Source organism: Streptomyces venezuelae (assembly GCF_008642355.1).
Lineage (GTDB): Bacteria > Actinomycetota > Actinomycetes > Streptomycetales > Streptomycetaceae > Streptomyces > Streptomyces venezuelae_B.
In genome coordinates, this window is record NZ_CP029193.1 from 4,173,006 (window position 1) to 4,189,429 (window position 16,424).

The following is a 16,424-nucleotide window of genomic DNA, read 5'->3' on the forward strand; positions in this document are numbered from 1 at the left end:
CGCGCAAGCCGTCACGCGTCCTTGCGGATCTCCACCACGCGGAAGCGGTTGGCCACGAAGGCGCCGTCGCACAGTGCGGCGTTCGCCGCGGGGTTGCCGCCCGAGCCGTGGAAGTCCGAGAACGCCGCCGTCTGGTTCACGTAGACACCGCCTGTGAGGTTCAGGGACAGCTGGGCGCACTCTTCGAGGCAGGTCTCCTCGACGGTGGCGGAGAACTCCTCCGACGTCGTGTACGCCCCGACGGTCATCGCTCCCTTGTCACGCACCGTGCGGCGCAGCAGCTCCACCGCGTCCTCCCCGGAGTCGACGGCGACCGCGAAGGAGACCGGGCCGAAGCACTCGCTCAGATACGCGGCCTCGGCGTCCGGCTTGGCGCCGTCCAGCTTGACGATCACCGGGGTGCGGACGACGGCGTCCGGGAACTCCGGGTTGGTGATCTCCCGCGAGGGGAGGGCGACCTCGCCGAGGCCCGCGGCGGCTTCCAGGCGGGACTTCACGTCCGGGTTGACCAGAGCGCCCAGGATGCCGTTCGCCCGCGCATCGTCGCCCAGCAGGCCGTTCACCGAGGCCGCGAGGTCGGCGACCACGTCGTCGTACGACTTCGCGCCCGCGTCGGTCTGAATCCCGTCCCGGGGGATCAGCAGGTTCTGCGGGGTGGTGCACATCTGGCCGCTGTACAGAGACAGGGAGAAGGCCAGGTTGGCCAGCATTCCCTTGTAGTCGTCCGTCGACTCGACGACGACGGTGTTGACGCCGGCCTTCTCCGTGTAGACCTGCGCCTGGCGGGCGTTGGCCTCGAGCCAGTCGCCGAAGGACGTCGATCCGGTGTAGTCGATCAGCTTGATCTCGGGGCGCACGGCGAGCGTCTTGGCGATGCCCTCGCCGGGCCGCTCGACGGCCAGGCAGACGAGGTTCGGGTCGAAGCCCGCCTCGGCGAGGACCTCACGGGCGATGCGCACCGTGAGCGCCAGGGGCAGGACCGCGCGCGGGTGGGGCTTGACCAGGACGGGGTTGCCGGTGGCGAGCGAGGCGAACAGTCCGGGATAGCCGTTCCACGTCGGGAACGTGTTGCAGCCGATCATGAGCGAGATGCCGCGCGCGACGGGCGTGAACCGCTTGTTCAGGGCGATCGGATCGCGCTTGCCCTGGGGCTTGGTCCACTCGGCGGCGTCAGGGGTGCGGGACTGCTCGACGTACGCGTAGGCGACCGCTTCGAGGCCGCGGTCCTGCGCGTGCGGGCCGCCCGCCTGGAAGGCCATCATGAAGGCCTGGCCGCTGGTGTGCATGACCGCGTGCGCGAATTCGTGCGTGCGGGCGCTGATGCGCGACAGGATCTCCAGACAGACCACGGCGCGCACCTCCGCGCCCGCGTCGCGCCAGGCGCGCATCCCGGTGCGCATGGCGGGCAGCAGGGTGTCGATGTCCGGGTGGGGGTACGTGATCCCCAACTCCGGGCCGTACGGAGAGACCTCGCCGCCGACCCAGTCGTCCGTGCCGGGCTGGTCGAGGTCGAAGCGGGTGCCCTGGAGGGCGTCGAAGGCGGCCTTTCCCTCGGGCAGGCTCAGGCTGCCGTTCTCCCCGTACGCCTTCGGGTGCTCGGGGTGGGGGGACCAGTACGCACGCGTGCGGATGGTCTCCAGCGCCTGGTCGAGGGTGGGCCGGTGCTTGGCGATCAGCTGGGGCGCGGTGAGTTCGGCGGCCATGACGGGACCAACTCCTCCTCGGGCAGCTCTTCGTCGAGCTGGCGAGCTGGGCAGGGACGGTGGGCAGGAACGCTCTGACAGGGCTAGAGTAACCGAACGATCGGTCGGGACAAGGGGGTCCGCCAAAGCTGTGGACAACTTCTCGACGGCCACCCCCGGACCCTGCGGCCGACGGGCCGTGCGGGAGGATCGCGAACATGACAGCACTCGAGCTCAGCAGCGCCGTTGCCGTGGTCGGCACCGGAACCATGGGGCAGGGCATCGCGCAGGTCGCCCTGGTCGCGGGGCACCCCGTGCGGCTGTACGACGCCGCGCCGGGCCGCGCGAAGGCGGCGGCCGACGCGATCGGTGCGCGCCTGGACCGGCTCGTCGAGAAGGGCAGGCTCACCGCCGAGGACCGCGCCGCGGCCGGCGCCCGGCTCACCCCCGCCGAGAGCCTCGCCGAGCTCGCCGGCTGTGGTCTCGTCGTCGAGGCGATCCTCGAACAACTCGACGTGAAGCAGCGCCTTTTCCAGGACCTCGAAGAGGTCGTCGCCGAGGAATGTCTGCTGGCCACGAACACGTCGTCCCTCTCCGTGACCGCGATCGCGGGCGCCCTGCGCGCACCGGGCCGCTTCGTCGGCCTGCACTTCTTCAACCCGGCCCCCCTGCTCCCTCTCGTCGAGGTCGTCAGCGGCTTCGCGACGGAGGAGACCGCCGCCACGCGCGCGTACGAGACGGCCAAGACCTGGGGGAAGACCCCGGTGCGCTGCGCGGACACCCCCGGCTTCATCGTCAACCGCATCGCACGGCCTTTCTACGCCGAGGCGCTGCGCCTGTACGAGGAGCGGGTCGCCGACCCCGCCACGATCGACGCCGTCCTGCGCGAGTGCGGCGGATTCAAGATGGGTCCCTTCGAACTCACCGACCTCATCGGCCAGGACGTCAACGAAGCCGTCACACGCTCCGTGTGGGAGTCCTTCTTCCAGGACCCCAAGTTCACGCCGTCCCTCGCGCAGCGCCGCCTCGTGGAGTCCCGCCGCCTCGGACGGAAGTCGGGCCAGGGCTGGTACGCGTACGGGGACGACGCCCCGCGCGCGGAGCCGCACACCGCGCCGCCCGCACAGGCACCGGAGTCCGTCACCGTGCACGGCGACCTCTTCCCGGCGGAGGCGCTGACCGCCCTCATGGAGGAGGCGGGCATCCGGGTCGGACGCGGCGAGGGCGTCCCCGAGTACCCCGGCTCCATCGAGCTCCCCGGCGGGGCCCGGCTCGCCCTGGCCGACGGCACGGCCGCCGACACCGACGCCGAGCCCACCATCCACTTCGACCTTGCGCTGGACTACCGCGCCGCCACCAGGATCGCCCTCGCCCCCTCGAGCAGGGTCGACGAACAGTCCCTGAACGAGGCGATCGGCCTCTTCCAGGCGCTCGGCAAGAAGGTCAGCGTCATCGGGCACACCCCCGGCATGATCGTCGCCCGTACGGTGTGGATGCTCGTCGACTTCGCCCTGGACGCCGTCGGGCGCGAGGTCGCGGACGCCGAGGACATCGACACCGCCATGCGGCTCGGCGTCAACTACCCGCTCGGACCCATCGCATGGGGCCGCCGCCTCACCGCGTACCGGGTGGCAGAGGCGCTCGACGCCCTGCACGACGAGTACCCCACCGGGCGCTACGCGCCCTCCCAGGCACTGCGGCGCCAAGCCGTGCGAGAGGAGTACTCATGACCATCGCCCGGCGCGACACGTACACCCCGGAGACGCTCCTGAGCGTGGCCGTGCGGGTCTTCAACGAGCGCGGCTACGACGGCACGTCCATGGAGCACCTCTCCAAGGCCGCCGGCATCTCCAAGTCGTCGATCTACCACCACGTGGCGGGCAAGGAGGAGCTGCTGCGCCGCGCCGTGAGCCGGGCGCTCGACGGGCTCTTCGGGATCCTCGCCGAGGACGACGCGCGCGTGGGCAGCGCGGTGCGGCGTCTGGAGTACGTCACGCGCCGCACCGTCGAGGTGCTGGTCGCCGAACTGCCCTACGTGACACTGCTCCTGCGGGTGCGCGGCAACACGGACACCGAGCGCTGGGCCATGGAGCGGCGCAGGGAGTTCGATCAGCAGGTGGCGGCGCTCCTCAAGGAGGCAGTCGCCGACGGTGACCTGCGCTCCGACGTCGAACTGCGCCTCGCCACCCGGCTGCTCTTCGGGATGATCAACTCCATCGTGGAGTGGTACCGGCCGGAGAGCCGGGGTGCCGCCAACGGCGAACAGATCGCCGACGCGGTCGTGCAACTGGCTTTCGCGGGCCTGCGCACGGACCGCTGAGCCCGGGGCCCAAGGCGGGCTCTCAGCCGTCCGGCTCCATGTCGTCCTCCTCGAAGACCAGCAACGTACGCGTGCTGAGGACTTCGGGGATGGACTGCAGCCGGGTCAGCACCAGCTCACGCAGGGCTCGGTTGTCCGGCGTGTGCACCAGGAGCAGTACGTCGAAGTCGCCGCTGACCAGGGCGATGTGGGACGCACCCGGAAGTGCGCGCAGATGCTCGCGCACCGTGCGCCAGGTGTTCTGGACGATCTTCAGCGTGATGTAGGCGGACGCGCCCTGCCCGGCGCGTTCGTGATTGATGCGCGCCCCGAAGCCCCGGATGACGCCGTCGTCGATGAGGCGGTTGATGCGCGCGTACGCGTTGGCCCGTGACACATGGACCCGTTCGGCCACGGAGCGTATCGAGGCGCGACCGTCCGTGTGCAGGATCTGCAGGATGTCGCGGTCTATGGCATCCAGGGGCCGGGGATCCGGAATCTGTGGCTCGGGACGGTCGCCGTCCGGTCCGTCGGCCATTCGTTCAGGTGCCATGTCCCCCCGCCTCCCTACCATGGACGTACTGCATCCATCCCAGGCTGTGCAGAACCGTTTGTCCACAGCCTGGAGGCGCCTGTAGCCAAAATGTGCCGACGACCGAACAATCGGTAGGTGAGGCGCATCACGTCGCGTGCCTCTTATGCCGCTCCCACGAGGAGACCGCTTCCCCCAGGAGGTGCCGTCATGACGGTCATGGAGCAGCGGGGCGCCTACCGGCCCACCCCGCCCCCCGCTTGGCAGCCCAGGACCGACCCCGCGCCGCTGCTGCCGGACGCGGAGCCCTACCGCGTCCTGGGCACCGGCGCCGCCGACAAGGTCGACCCGGAGCTGCTGCGGCGGCTCTACGCGGAGCTGGTGCGCGGCCGTCGGTACAACACGCAGGCGACGGCGCTGACCAAACAGGGCAGGCTCGCGGTCTATCCCTCCAGCACCGGGCAGGAGGCGTGCGAGATCGCCGCCGCCCTCGCCCTGGAGGAGCGGGACTGGCTCTTTCCCAGTTACCGGGACACGCTCGCCGTGGTCGCCCGCGGCCTCGCCCCCGCGAGCGCGCTGACCTTGTTGCGCGGCGACTGGCACACCGGATACGACCCGCGCGAGCACCGCATAGCGCCGCTGAGCACCCCTCTTGCGACCCAGCTCCCCCATGCCGTCGGCCTCGCGCACGCGGCCCGGCTCAAGGGCGACGGCGTCGTCGCGCTCGCCATGGTCGGTGACGGCGGCACCAGCGAGGGCGACTTCCACGAGGCGCTGAACTTCGCCGCAGTGTGGCAGGCCCCCGTCGTCTTCCTCGTGCAGAACAACGGCTTCGCGATCTCCGTGCCGCTCGCCAAGCAGACGGCGGCCCCGTCCCTGGCCCACAAGGCCGTGGGGTACGGCATGCCGGGACGCCTGGTCGACGGCAACGACGCGGCGGCGATGCACGAGGTGCTGAGCGAAGCGGTCGCCCGCGCGCGTGAGGGTGGCGGCCCCACGCTCGTCGAGGCGGTCACGTACCGCATGGAGGCGCACACGAACGCCGACGACGCCACTCGCTACCGACAGGACACCGACGTCGAGGCCTGGCGCGACCACGACCCGATCCTGCTCATGGAGCGGGAGCTCACGGAGCGCGGACTCCTGGACGACGACATGAAGCGGCAGGCAAGCGACGACGCCGAGGCCATGGCCGCCGACCTGCGCGAACACATGAACCAGGAGCCCGTGCTCGACCCCATGGACCTCTTCACGCACGTGTACGCCGAGCAGACCTCCCAGCTCAGGGAGCAGGCGGCACAGTTGCGGGCCGAGCTCGAAGTCGCCTCGGAAGAGGCCGAGGAGGAAGCCCGATGACCACGGTCGCGGCGAAGCCGGCCACCAAACCGGCCACCATGGCGCAGGCGCTCGGGCGCGCGCTGCGGGACTCGATGGCCGAGGACCCGTCCGTCCACGTCCTCGGAGAGGACGTCGGAGCGCTCGGCGGTGTCTTCAGGGTGACCGACGGGCTCGCGGCGGAGTTCGGCGAGGACCGCTGCACCGACACGCCCCTCGCCGAGGCGGGCATCCTCGGCACGGCGGTAGGCATGGCGATGTACGGGCTGCGGCCGGTCGTCGAGATGCAGTTCGACGCGTTCGCGTACCCCGCCTTCGAGCAGCTGATCTCACACGTGGCGCGGATGCGGAACCGCACGCGGGGCGCGTTGCCGCTGCCCATCACCGTGCGCGTGCCCTACGGCGGCGGCATCGGCGGCGTCGAGCACCACAGCGATTCCTCCGAGGCGTACTACATCGCGACCCCCGGCCTGCACGTCGTCACGCCCGCCACGGTGTCCGACGCCTACGGCCTGCTGCGCGCCTCCATCGCCTCCGACGACCCCGTCGTCTTCCTGGAGCCGAAGCGGCTGTACTGGTCGAAGGCCGACTGGAACCCGGAGGCACCGCAAGCCGTTGAACCGATAGGCCGCGCGGTGGTGCGGCGCACCGGGCGCAGCGCCACGCTCATCACGTACGGACCGTCCGTGCCCGTCTGCCTGGAGGCGGCGGAGGCGGCCCGCGCCGAGGGCTGGGACCTCGAAGTGGTCGACCTGCGCTCCCTCGTGCCGTTCGACGACGAGACGGTCGCCGCGTCCGTGCGGCGGACCGGGCGGGCCGTCGTCGTCCACGAGTCGGGCGGCTTCGGTGGTCCCGGCGGCGAGATCGCCGCGCGTGTCACCGAGCGGTGCTTCCACCACCTGGAGGCGCCGGTGCTGCGCGTCGCGGGCTTCGACATCCCGTACCCTCCGCCGATGCTGGAGAAGCACCATCTCCCGGGCGTCGACCGGATCCTGGACGCGGTCGCGCGGCTGCAGTGGGAGGCGGACAGCTGATGGCCCAGGTCCTTGAATTCAAGCTGCCCGACCTCGGGGAAGGGCTGACGGAGGCGGAAGTCGTCCGCTGGCTCGTCGACGTCGGCGACGTCGTGACCGTGGACCAGCCGGTCGTCGAGGTCGAGACGGCCAAGGCGATGGTCGAGGTGCCGTGCCCCTACGGAGGCGTGGTCACCGCCCGCTTCGGCGAGGAGGGCACGGAACTGCCGGTGGGCGCGCCGCTGTTGACGGTCGCGGTGGGAGCGGGTTCTGGCGGGGCGCCTGAGGAGCCTGCTGATCGGGCCATGCAGGCCGCCGCGGAGCGCGCGGCCGCGGAACAGACGGCTGCGGAGCAGGGCGGTGCGGAGTCCTCCGGGAACGTGCTGGTCGGGTACGGGACGACGGCGGCACCTGCGCGGCGGCGCCGGGTGCGGGCGGTGCGGGTCTCCGCGCCACCGACTTCCGCGCCCGCCGATCCGGCTCCGGCTCCTCCCACCGCTCCGGCTCCAGCCGCGCCTGCCTCGGCCGCACCTCCCTCAACCTCCCCGGCCGCAAAGGCTCCCGCCCCCGGGGCGCCCGCTCTCGATGGGCCAGTTCCGGTGATCTCTCCGCTGGTGCGCAAGCTGGCGCGGGAGAACGACGTGGACCTGCGCAGTCTGGTGGGGTCCGGGCCGGACGGGCTCATCCTTCGGGCCGACGTCGACGCCGCCGTCGAGGCGCGCCGGGCGGTGGCACAGGCCGGGACGTCCGACGAGGAACGCACACGCGCGCTCAAGGCAGCCGTCCGGGAGGACGACGAACTGATCCGCGCCGGACGTCATGAGGCGCGGCAGCGCGTGGAGGCCGGGGAGGAGCCGCGCAGGACAGGCCTCTACTCCCGGCACCCGCTGACCGGACTGCGCGGGCTCGTCGCCGACAAGATGTCCCGCAGTCGCCGCGAGATACCGGAGGCGACCTGCTGGGTCGACGCCGACGCGACCGAGCTGCTGGCGGCCCGCAAGGCCATGAACGACGCCATGACCGACCGCGAAGGACAGAAGGTGTCGCTGCTCGCGCTCCTCGCGCGGATCAGCGTGGCCGGACTGACCCGCTTCCCGGCGCTCAACTCCGCCGTGGACATGGAGGCGCGAGAGGTGCGGCAGTTCGCCGACATCCACCTCGGCTTCGCCGCGCAGACCCCGCGCGGCCTGGTCGTTCCCGTGGTGCGGCACGCGCAGTCGCGGTCGACCGGCTCGATCAACGCGGAGCTGATACGGCTCACGGAGTCCGCGCGCGCGGGAACGCTCACGCCGGGGGAGCTCACCGGAGGCACGTTCACGCTCAACAACTACGGGGTGTTCGGGGTCGACGGTTCCACGCCGATCATCAACCACCCCGAGGCGGCCATGCTCGGCGTCGGCCGGATCGTGCCCAGGCCGTGGGTGCACCAGGGCGAGTTGGCCGTGCGGCACGTGGTGCAGTTGTCGCTCACCTTCGACCACCGGGTGTGCGACGGCGGTACGGCGGGCGGCTTCCTGCGGTACGTGGCGGACTGCGTCGAGCAACCGGCGGTGTTGCTGCGGTCGGTGTGAGGAGCACGGGCGGGGGCCCTGGTGGAGGCGCGTGACGTAAGTCCCGTGCCTGTAGGGCCCTTCACGGGGGTGTCAATGATCCTTCGTATGCCCATACTCGGGGTGTGACCACGAAAGAGGGCGGCCCGTACGACGCCGTCGTGCTCGCCGGGGGCGGCGCCGCCCGCCTCGGCGGTGCGGACAAGCCGGGGGTGCGGGTCGGCGGCCGTGCGCTGATCGACCGGGTGCTCGCGGCGTGCTCCGGCGCGGGTACGACCGTCGTGGTGGCCGCGCCGCGGCCGACCGTGCGCCCCGTCGTCTGGGCGCGCGAGGAGCCCGCGGGCGGTGGCCCCCTGGCCGCGCTCGACGCGGGGCTCGCCCGCACGACGGCGGAACAGGTCGTCGTACTCTCCGCCGACCTGCCGTTCCTGGGCGAGCGGACCGTTCGCCGGCTTCTCGACGCGCTGGCCGGGAGCGGGGCGGACGGCGCGGTGCTCACCGACCCCGACGGCCGCGACCAGCCACTCGTCGCGGCCTATCGGCGTGACGCACTCCTGCGGGGGATCGCCGCGCTCGACGAGCGGGACGGCCACGGGGGCGGCGGGCTCGCCGGGCTGCCGTTGCGGCGGCTCACCGGGCGGCTCGCCCTCACCCGGGTCGCGGACCCTCTCGCCGCTTTCGACTGCGACACCTGGGACGACATCGCGTCCGCCCGGGCGCGGATCAGGGAGCATGGCAACGTGTTGGATGAATGGATTTCCGCAGTCAAGGACGAGCTGGGCATCGAGCTCGACGTCGACACCGGCGCCCTCCTGGACCTCGCTCGCGACGCCGCGCACGGCGTGGCCAGGCCCGCGGCACCGCTGACCACGTTCCTCGTCGGGTACGCGGCGGCGCAGGCCGCGGCGCGCGGCGGAGCGGCCGGTGGTGCCGAGGCGGTGGCCGAGGCGACGCGCAAGGCCGTGGCTCTCGCGGCCCGCTGGGCGGACGAGGACCAGCAGAACGCGAAGCCGGGCGCCGCGCAGCCCGAGTCCGCGCAGCCGGGCGCCGCCCAGGCCGAGTCAGAGGGGCCCGGCGCCGCCCAGCCCAAGTCCGCGTCGTCCGCCCCCGCGAGCCCCGGCGCCGCCCAGCCCGGCTCCCCTCGGCCCGCCCCCGCGCAGCCCGCTCCCGGTACGCCTCCGAGTGCCGGATGACCGGGCAGCCCGCGTCGGACGCCGAGCTCGACGAGGCGCTCGCCCTGGTGAACGGGCACCGTGACGCCTACAACGGCCACGACGCCCACGAAGACCCCGTGCACCGGCCGACCTCGGCTCCGGCGCAGGCCGCACCCGCCCAAACGGCCCCGTCCGTCCCAGCGGCCCCGCCCTCCGCAACCGCCCCGCCCTCCACCCCCGCCGCCCACGACACCACCACCTGGCCCGCCGCCCGCGCCCGCGCCGAACGGGCCGCGCCCGAGCCCGGCACCGAGCCTGTCGACGTACCCCTGCACCGGGCCCTCGGCATGATCCTCGCCGCGCCGCTCACCGCCCTCACGGACCTGCCGTCCTTCGACACCTCGGCGATGGACGGCTGGGCCGTCGGCGGGCCCGGACCCTGGACGGTACGGGCCGACGGAATCCTCGCCGGACATGCCCGGCCTGACGCCCTCTCCGACGGTGAGGCGGTCCGTATCGCGACGGGAGCCCGCATCCCGCCGGACGCCACGGCCGTGCTGCGCAGCGAACACGGCAGGACCGACGACAAGGGCAGGCTGCACGCCCTGCGTGACGTGATCACCGGCCAGGACATCCGGCCGCGCGGCCAGGAGTGCCGGTCCGGCGACCATCTCCTCCCCGCCGGTGCCCTGGTGACCCCCGCCGTGCTCGGTCTCGCCGCGGCCGCCGGGTACGACACCCTGCCGGTGTTCCGCAGGCCCTGTGCCGAAGTCCTCGTCCTCGGCGACGAGTTGCTGACGGACGGACTGCCGCGCGAAGGGCTCATCCGGGACGCACTCGGCCCGATGCTGCCGCCCTGGCTGCATGCGCTGGGCGCCGAGGTGACGGCCGTCCGGCGCCTCGGTGACGACGCCGAGGCCCTCCACGACGCGATCACCTCGTCCACCACCGACCTGATCGTCACCACGGGCGGCACCGCGTCAGGACCGGTCGACCACGTCCACCCCACCCTGCGCCGGATCGGCGCCGAACTGCTCGTGGACGGCGTCGCGGTGCGCCCCGGGCACCCCATGCTGCTGGCCCGCGTCGGGGCGGGGCGGCACCTCGTCGGTCTGCCCGGCAACCCGCTCGCCGCCGTGTCCGGCCTCCTCACGCTGGCCGAACCCCTGCTGCGTACGCTCTCCGGCCGCGCGGCGGGCTGTGGCGGGCCCTCCACGTACACCGCCCCCCTGCGCGACGGCGTCCAGGGGCACCCGCACGACACCCGCCTCGTCCCCGTCGCCCTGCGGGACGAACGTGCCGTGCCGCTGCATTTCAACGGCCCCGCGATGCTGCGCGGGATCGCGGCGGCCGACGGGCTCGCCGTCGTGCCGCCCGGCGGGGCGCGGGCGGGCAGGGAGGTGGAGGTCCTTGACCTGCCGTGGGCCGTTCCCGAGGTGGGCACCGGAACGGGCGTGGGCGCGGCTTTGTACGGTGGTCCGATTGACGGGGGCCAAGCCGAAGACAGCGCAGGATCCGGAGCCGGTGTCGGCACCGGATCCGGGGCCGGGCCCGAGGTGGGGGCTGGGCCCGCGGATGGGGCAGTCGTAGACGGCGAGGAGCGTTTCACGTGAAACTTCCCGGGCATGACGCCATGGCGCGTCACCCCGAAGAGCAGCACACGACACACCGCATCAAACTGCCCCAGCGCACGGTCGAGCGGCCGTTGCGCCAGGTCACCCGCCGTCTCGCGATGGCGCTGTTCGTGCTTGCCCTGACGACGGTCCTCGTCTACATCGACCGCGACGGCTACCACGACAACTCGGACGACCGCCTCGACTTCCTCGATTCCGCGTACTACGCGACGGTCACGCTCTCGACCACGGGATACGGAGACATCGTCCCGTACAGCGACAGCGCGCGGCTCACCAACATTCTCCTGGTCACGCCGTTGCGCGTGCTCTTCCTGATCATCCTGGTCGGCACCACTCTCGAAGTGCTCACGGAACGGACGCGCGAGGAATGGCGTCTGTCCCGCTGGAGGTCCAACTTGCGTGAACACACTGTTGTCGTCGGCTTCGGCACGAAGGGGCGTTCCGCGATCCAGACGGTCTGCGCGACCGGTCTGAAGCCGGAGCAGATCGTGGTGGTCGACCCCAGCGCGAAGGTGATCGACGCGGCCACGGCGGAGGGGTACGCGGGCGTCGTCGGCGATGCGACGCGCAGCGACGTGCTGCTCCGCGCCGAGGTGCAGCGGGCCCGCCAGATCATCATCGCGACGCAGCGCGACGACACGGCGGTACTGGTCGCGCTCACCGCCCGGCAGCTGAACCGCGGGGCGAAGATCGTGGCGGCGGTGCGGGAGGAGGAGAACGCGCCGCTGCTCCGGCAGTCCGGAGCGGACGCGGTGATCACCAGCGCCAGCGCGGCGGGCCGGCTGCTCGGTCTCTCCGTGCTCAGCCCGAGCGCGGGCATGGTCATGGAGGACCTGATCCAGCAGGGCAGCGGCCTCGACCTCGTCGAACGCCCGGTCATAAAGGCCGAGGTGGGGCTGAGCGTGCGGGAGACGGACGACCTGGTGGTGAGTGTCGTACGAGGGCACCGCGTGCTCGGATACGACGACCCGGCCGTCGGCAAACTGGAGCTGACGGACCGGCTGATCACGATCGTACGAGCGTCACCCGGCACGGCGGTCGCCCCGGACATCAAGCCGCTGCGCCCGAACTGAGCCGGAAAGGCGGGCGCGGGCCCGCACCGTCATCGACTGCCACCCCCGCGGCGCGGGCCCGCACCGCCATCGACCGCCACGCCCGGGGTGCGGGCCCGCACCGCCATCGACTGCCACGCCCAGGGCGCGGGCCCGCACCGTCATCGCTGCCACGCCCGGCCCTTCGCCCCGTACGCGAGTAGCCTCGCCAGCATGTATGCGATCACGATCCCCGAACCCGGTGGCCCCGAAGCGCTCGTCTGGGCCGAGGTCCCCGATCCCGTACCCGGCGAGGGCGAGGTGCTCGTCGAGGTCGCGGCGAGCGCCGTCAACCGCGCCGATCTCCTGCAGCGGCAGGGCTTCTACAACCCGCCGCCCGGCGCCTCCCCGTACCCCGGCCTGGAGTGCTCGGGCCGCATCAGCGCGCTCGGCCCCGGCGTCTCCGGCTGGGCGGTCGGCGACGAGGTGTGCGCGCTGCTCTCCGGCGGCGGCTACGCGGAGCAGGTCGTCGTCCCCGCGGGCCAGCTGCTGCCCGTGCCGGACGGCGTCGACCTCGTCACGGCGGCCTCGCTGCCCGAGGTCACCTCGACCGTGTGGTCCAACGTCTTCATGATCGCCCACCTCAGGCTCGGCGAGACGCTGCTCGCGCACGGCGGTTCGAGCGGCATCGGCACCATGGCGATCCAGCTCGCCAAGGCCGTCGGCGCGAAGGTCGCCGTCACGGCGGGCAGCAAGGAGAAGCTGACGTTCTGCGGCGAGCTGGGGGCCGACGTCCTCATCAACTACCGCGAGCAGGACTTCGTCGAGGAGATCGAGCGCGCCACGGACGGGGCCGGCGCGGACGTCATCCTCGACAACATGGGCGCGAAGTACCTCGACCGGAACGTGCGCGCTCTCGCCGTGAACGGTCGCCTCGCGATCATCGGCATGCAGGGCGGCGCCAAGGGTGAGCTGAACATCGGCGCGCTGCTCACCAAGCGGGCCGCCGTCACCGCCACGTCGCTGCGCGCCCGCCCGGCCGCCGAGAAGGCGTCGATCATCGCGGCCGTACGGGAGCACGTCTGGCCGTTGATCGGCGGGGGCCACGTGCGGCCCATCGTGGACCGGACCGTGCCGATGCGGGACGCGGCGGCGGCTCACCGGGTCCTGGAGGAGAGCAGCCACATCGGCAAGGTGCTGCTCACGCGGTAGCGGAGCACGGACAGCGGGTGGGGCACTGCTCCGCCCGCTGCACTCCGCCCGAGATGCCGGACATGCCCCGTCGTGTGACGCTGATCCCGTGAAGGCATCCTGGGCGAGCCGCAGCACGGCCCCCGCGATCACCCTGGTCGGCGCGGCGTTCCTCGCGGCCCTGACGGCGTACGCCCCCGCCCCCACGGCGCACGCGGCCGTCACCACGGTCGAGGAGACCGCGCGCGCCGGAAGCGCCGCAGGTGAGGGCCGCGAGCGGCCGGGAGGCATGCAGCCGCCCATCCTGGACCCGACACCCGTGCCGCACACCCCACCCCCGGTCGCCCCGCCCCCACGACAGCCGGTGCCGACCCCCGTCGCGCACCGGGACACCGCGTCCGACCCCACCGAACGCCCCCCGGTCGGCCCCGTGCTGCCCAACCTCCGCGTCCTCCCCCTCGGTGGTGGACTCGTCCTCATCGGGCTCGGACTCGGCTTCCTGGGCCTCCGGCTCCGCCGCGGCTGAGAGACAGCTCGCTGAAGGCCGGCCCTGAGGGTGGATCAGCTGCGTGAGGGGGCACCACCGATGTGTGACGTACGGGTGCGAGAGAATGGCGGCATGGAGATGCCGAGGAACGAACGGTCGCCGGAGAGCCCCCAGGTCCTGGTCGTGGGCCAGGACGGAATGGCACTCGGTGGCGGCGGAGACGACGAATCCCGCGAGGTCCCGGTGACGGAGATGGTCGAACAGCCGGCCAAGGTGATGCGCATCGGCAGCATGATCAAGCAGCTGCTCGAAGAAGTGCGGGCGGCTCCTCTCGACGAGGCGAGCCGGGTCCGTCTGAAGGAGATCCACGCCAGCTCGGTCAAGGAGCTCGAGGACGGCCTCGCCCCCGAGCTGGTCGAGGAGCTGGAGCGGCTCTCCCTGCCCTTCACCGAGGAGGCGACGCCGAGCGACGCGGAGCTGCGGATCGCGCAGGCCCAGCTGGTCGGCTGGCTCGAAGGCCTCTTCCACGGGATCCAGACGACGCTGTTCGCGCAGCAGATGGCGGCGCGGGCCCAGCTGGAGTCCATGCGGCGGGCGCTGCCGCCGGGTGTCGGCGGCGGTGAGGACGAGGACGAGAGCGGCGGCATCGCGGGCCGCACGGGCGGCCCTTACTTGTAGACCCGTAGACCCGTAGACCCGTATATCCGGACAGCGCGGAGGGGCTCGGTACGCACACCGCGTACCGAGCCCCTCCGCGTGAGAAGGCCTGCGAAGCCGGGACTAGGCCGGGTTGCCCGTGGACACGTCGAACTGGATCTCCAGGTTCTTCGGGTCGACCTCCGTGCCTTCCTTCGGGGTCTGCCGCATGACCGTGTCCTCGCCGTACGCGTTCTCGTTGACCTTGCGCTTGTCGTGCTGCCAGCCGGCCGCCTGCAGGCAGGACAGGACCGACCTCCAGTCCTTGAACGTGAAGTCCGGGACCTTGATCTTCTCTTCGTCGTTGTAACCGACATCGGGCTCGGTGCACTTCTCGGTCTCGATCACCTGGGCCCGGTCGGGCCCCTTGTGACCGGCGACCGGCTGCGTCGACTTGTCGCCGCCGGCTTCCTTGCCGTCGTCACCGCCGCTGAGCGACAGAGCGGTGATCAGGCCGCCGATGGCGAGGAGCGCGACGACGATCGAGCCGACGATCACCGGCATGTTCCGCTTGCCGCCGCCCGCGCCGCCGGAACCGGACGGCGAGGCCGTCGTGGCGGGCTGCGGCGAGAGGTTGTACGGCGGCGGGGTGTGCGCGCCCTGCTGCTGCGGGGCGTAGGCGTTGACGGGCGGCGGGGTCTGGTAACCGCTCTGCTGCGGGTAGCCGTAGCCCGGCGTCGGCGCGGGGGACGGGGTCGCGGGGCCGTAGGAACCCGGCTGGTACGGCGTCTGGACGGCGCCGCTCTGGGGCATCGACGTGTCGACCGGCGGGAAGACCGCCGAGCCGACGCCCGCGCCGCTCGCCGTCGGTGCGCCCGGCACGATGCTGGGGGCCGCCGCCTGGAAGGACTGGGCGACGCGCAGGCACTCGTCGCGCATGGCCTCGGCGGTCGGGAAGCGCTCGTTCGGGTTCTTCTTCAGCGCGCGGGCGACGATCGCGTCCACGGCCGGCGGCAGGGAGCGGTTGATCGAGGAGGGCGCGACGGGCTCCTCCTGGACGTGCGCGTACGCGATGGCGAGCGGCGAGTCCGCCTCGAAGGGCAGCCGCCCGGTGACCAGCTGGAAGAGCATGATGCCGACCGAGTAGAGGTCGGAGCGCGCGTCGACGCCGCGGCCCAGGGCCTGCTCGGGCGAGAGGTACTGCGGGGTGCCGACGACCATGCCGGTCTGCGTCATGGAGGTGACGCCGGACTGCATCGCGCGGGCGATGCCGAAGTCCATGACCTTGACGACGTTGCGCTTGGTCATCATGACGTTGCCGGGCTTGATGTCGCGGTGGACCAGGCCCATCTCGTGGCTGATCTCCAGCGCCGCCAGGACATCCGCGGTGATCTTCAGCGCCTGGTCGCTCGGCATCGCGCCGAACTGGGCGACGGACGCGTCGAGCACGGAGCCGAGCGGCTTGCCCTCGACGTACTCCATGACGATGTACGGCATCGTCGTGCCGTCCAGATCGTCCTCGCCGGTGTCGAAGACCGACACGATGTTCGTGTGCGTGAGCTTCGCCACCGACTGGGCCTCGCGGCGGAAGCGCTCGCGGAACGACTGTTCGCGACCGAGTTCGGTGTGAAGTGTCTTGATTGCGACTTGGCGGTCGAGGACGGTGTCGTACGCGAGATGCACCGACGCCATGCCGCCCTCGCCGAGCAGATCGCGCAGTTGGTAGCGGCCACCGGCCAGCGAACGCCCCGCGTACCGCCCCTGTGCGCCGTCCTGGCTGCTCATCTCGTGCGTCCCCCATCGGCGCGGCTGCCGGACGGCTCCGCGGCTGCTGATCGATTACCGCTATTCCAGGCCAAGTCTGCCCCAGGACGATGACG

14 protein-coding genes are annotated in these 16,424 nt (G+C 72.2%); 11 read left to right on the forward strand and 3 right to left on the reverse strand.

Annotated features, from left to right (window positions below; all coding sequences use genetic code 11):
- Positions 1 to 11: 11 nt before the first annotated feature.
- Positions 12 to 1,703, reverse strand: a complete 1,692-nt coding sequence (gene paaN / locus DEJ47_RS19335; protein WP_150170009.1) for a phenylacetic acid degradation protein PaaN — start codon at positions 1,701 to 1,703, stop codon at positions 12 to 14.
- 197 nt (positions 1,704 to 1,900) lie between these two features.
- On the opposite strand from paaN, the gene DEJ47_RS19340 reads away from it, so the two are divergent.
- Positions 1,901 to 3,412, forward strand: coding sequence for a 3-hydroxyacyl-CoA dehydrogenase (locus DEJ47_RS19340; protein ID WP_150170011.1), 1,512 nt, complete (start codon positions 1,901 to 1,903; stop codon positions 3,410 to 3,412).
- Positions 3,409 to 4,002 (forward strand): TetR/AcrR family transcriptional regulator, encoded by a 594-nt coding sequence (locus DEJ47_RS19345; protein WP_150170013.1) that lies wholly within the window; start codon positions 3,409 to 3,411, stop codon positions 4,000 to 4,002. Before DEJ47_RS19340 ends, DEJ47_RS19345 begins: the two co-directional genes overlap by 4 nt.
- A gap of 22 nt (positions 4,003 to 4,024) precedes the next feature.
- On the opposite strand, the gene DEJ47_RS19350 is transcribed toward DEJ47_RS19345, so the two are convergent.
- Entirely contained in the window at positions 4,025 to 4,519 is a 495-nt protein-coding gene (locus tag DEJ47_RS19350; protein ID WP_150175738.1) for an Lrp/AsnC family transcriptional regulator, read from the reverse strand.
- Between the two features lie 204 nt (positions 4,520 to 4,723).
- Here DEJ47_RS19350 and pdhA point away from each other — a divergent pair, with 204 nt between their 5' ends.
- The 9 genes from pdhA to DEJ47_RS19395 all read left to right on the forward strand — a co-directional run bounded on the left by pdhA (position 4,724) and on the right by DEJ47_RS19395 (position 14,586).
- Positions 4,724 to 5,869, forward strand: a complete 1,146-nt coding sequence (pdhA, locus tag DEJ47_RS19355) for a pyruvate dehydrogenase (acetyl-transferring) E1 component subunit alpha (protein ID WP_150170015.1) — start codon at positions 4,724 to 4,726, stop codon at positions 5,867 to 5,869.
- Entirely contained in the window at positions 5,866 to 6,882 is a 1,017-nt protein-coding gene (locus tag DEJ47_RS19360; protein WP_150170017.1) for an alpha-ketoacid dehydrogenase subunit beta, read from the forward strand. Before pdhA ends, DEJ47_RS19360 begins: the two co-directional genes overlap by 4 nt.
- Complete coding sequence (locus DEJ47_RS19365; protein ID WP_150170018.1) at positions 6,882 to 8,432, forward strand: dihydrolipoamide acetyltransferase family protein; 1,551 nt, start codon at positions 6,882 to 6,884, stop codon at positions 8,430 to 8,432. The genes DEJ47_RS19360 and DEJ47_RS19365 overlap by 1 nt, the downstream gene beginning before the upstream one ends.
- A 104-nt stretch (positions 8,433 to 8,536) precedes the next feature.
- Positions 8,537 to 9,604, forward strand: coding sequence for an NTP transferase domain-containing protein (locus DEJ47_RS19370; protein ID WP_150170020.1), 1,068 nt, complete (start codon positions 8,537 to 8,539; stop codon positions 9,602 to 9,604).
- A complete protein-coding gene (locus DEJ47_RS19375; RefSeq protein ID WP_150170022.1) occupies positions 9,601 to 11,178 on the forward strand; it encodes a molybdopterin molybdotransferase MoeA in 1,578 nt (525 codons plus the stop codon). Before DEJ47_RS19370 ends, DEJ47_RS19375 begins: the two co-directional genes overlap by 4 nt.
- Positions 11,175 to 12,272, forward strand: a complete 1,098-nt coding sequence (locus DEJ47_RS19380; protein ID WP_150170025.1) for a potassium channel family protein — start codon at positions 11,175 to 11,177, stop codon at positions 12,270 to 12,272. The genes DEJ47_RS19375 and DEJ47_RS19380 overlap by 4 nt, the downstream gene beginning before the upstream one ends.
- A 192-nt stretch (positions 12,273 to 12,464) precedes the next feature.
- The gene (locus tag DEJ47_RS19385) at positions 12,465 to 13,442 is read left to right on the forward strand and encodes an NAD(P)H-quinone oxidoreductase (protein WP_150170027.1); all 978 of its coding nucleotides are present in this window, start codon (positions 12,465 to 12,467) and stop codon (positions 13,440 to 13,442) included.
- 88 nt (positions 13,443 to 13,530) lie between these two features.
- Entirely contained in the window at positions 13,531 to 13,947 is a 417-nt protein-coding gene (locus DEJ47_RS19390) for a hypothetical protein (RefSeq protein ID WP_150170029.1), read from the forward strand.
- A 93-nt stretch (positions 13,948 to 14,040) separates the two neighbouring features.
- Positions 14,041 to 14,586, forward strand: a complete 546-nt coding sequence (locus DEJ47_RS19395; RefSeq protein ID WP_150170031.1) for a bacterial proteasome activator family protein — start codon at positions 14,041 to 14,043, stop codon at positions 14,584 to 14,586.
- A gap of 102 nt (positions 14,587 to 14,688) precedes the next feature.
- Here the strand turns inward: DEJ47_RS19395 and DEJ47_RS19400 are convergent, their stop codons facing one another.
- Complete coding sequence (locus tag DEJ47_RS19400) at positions 14,689 to 16,329, reverse strand: protein kinase domain-containing protein (RefSeq protein ID WP_150170033.1); 1,641 nt, start codon at positions 16,327 to 16,329, stop codon at positions 14,689 to 14,691.
- Positions 16,330 to 16,424 lie beyond the last annotated feature (95 nt).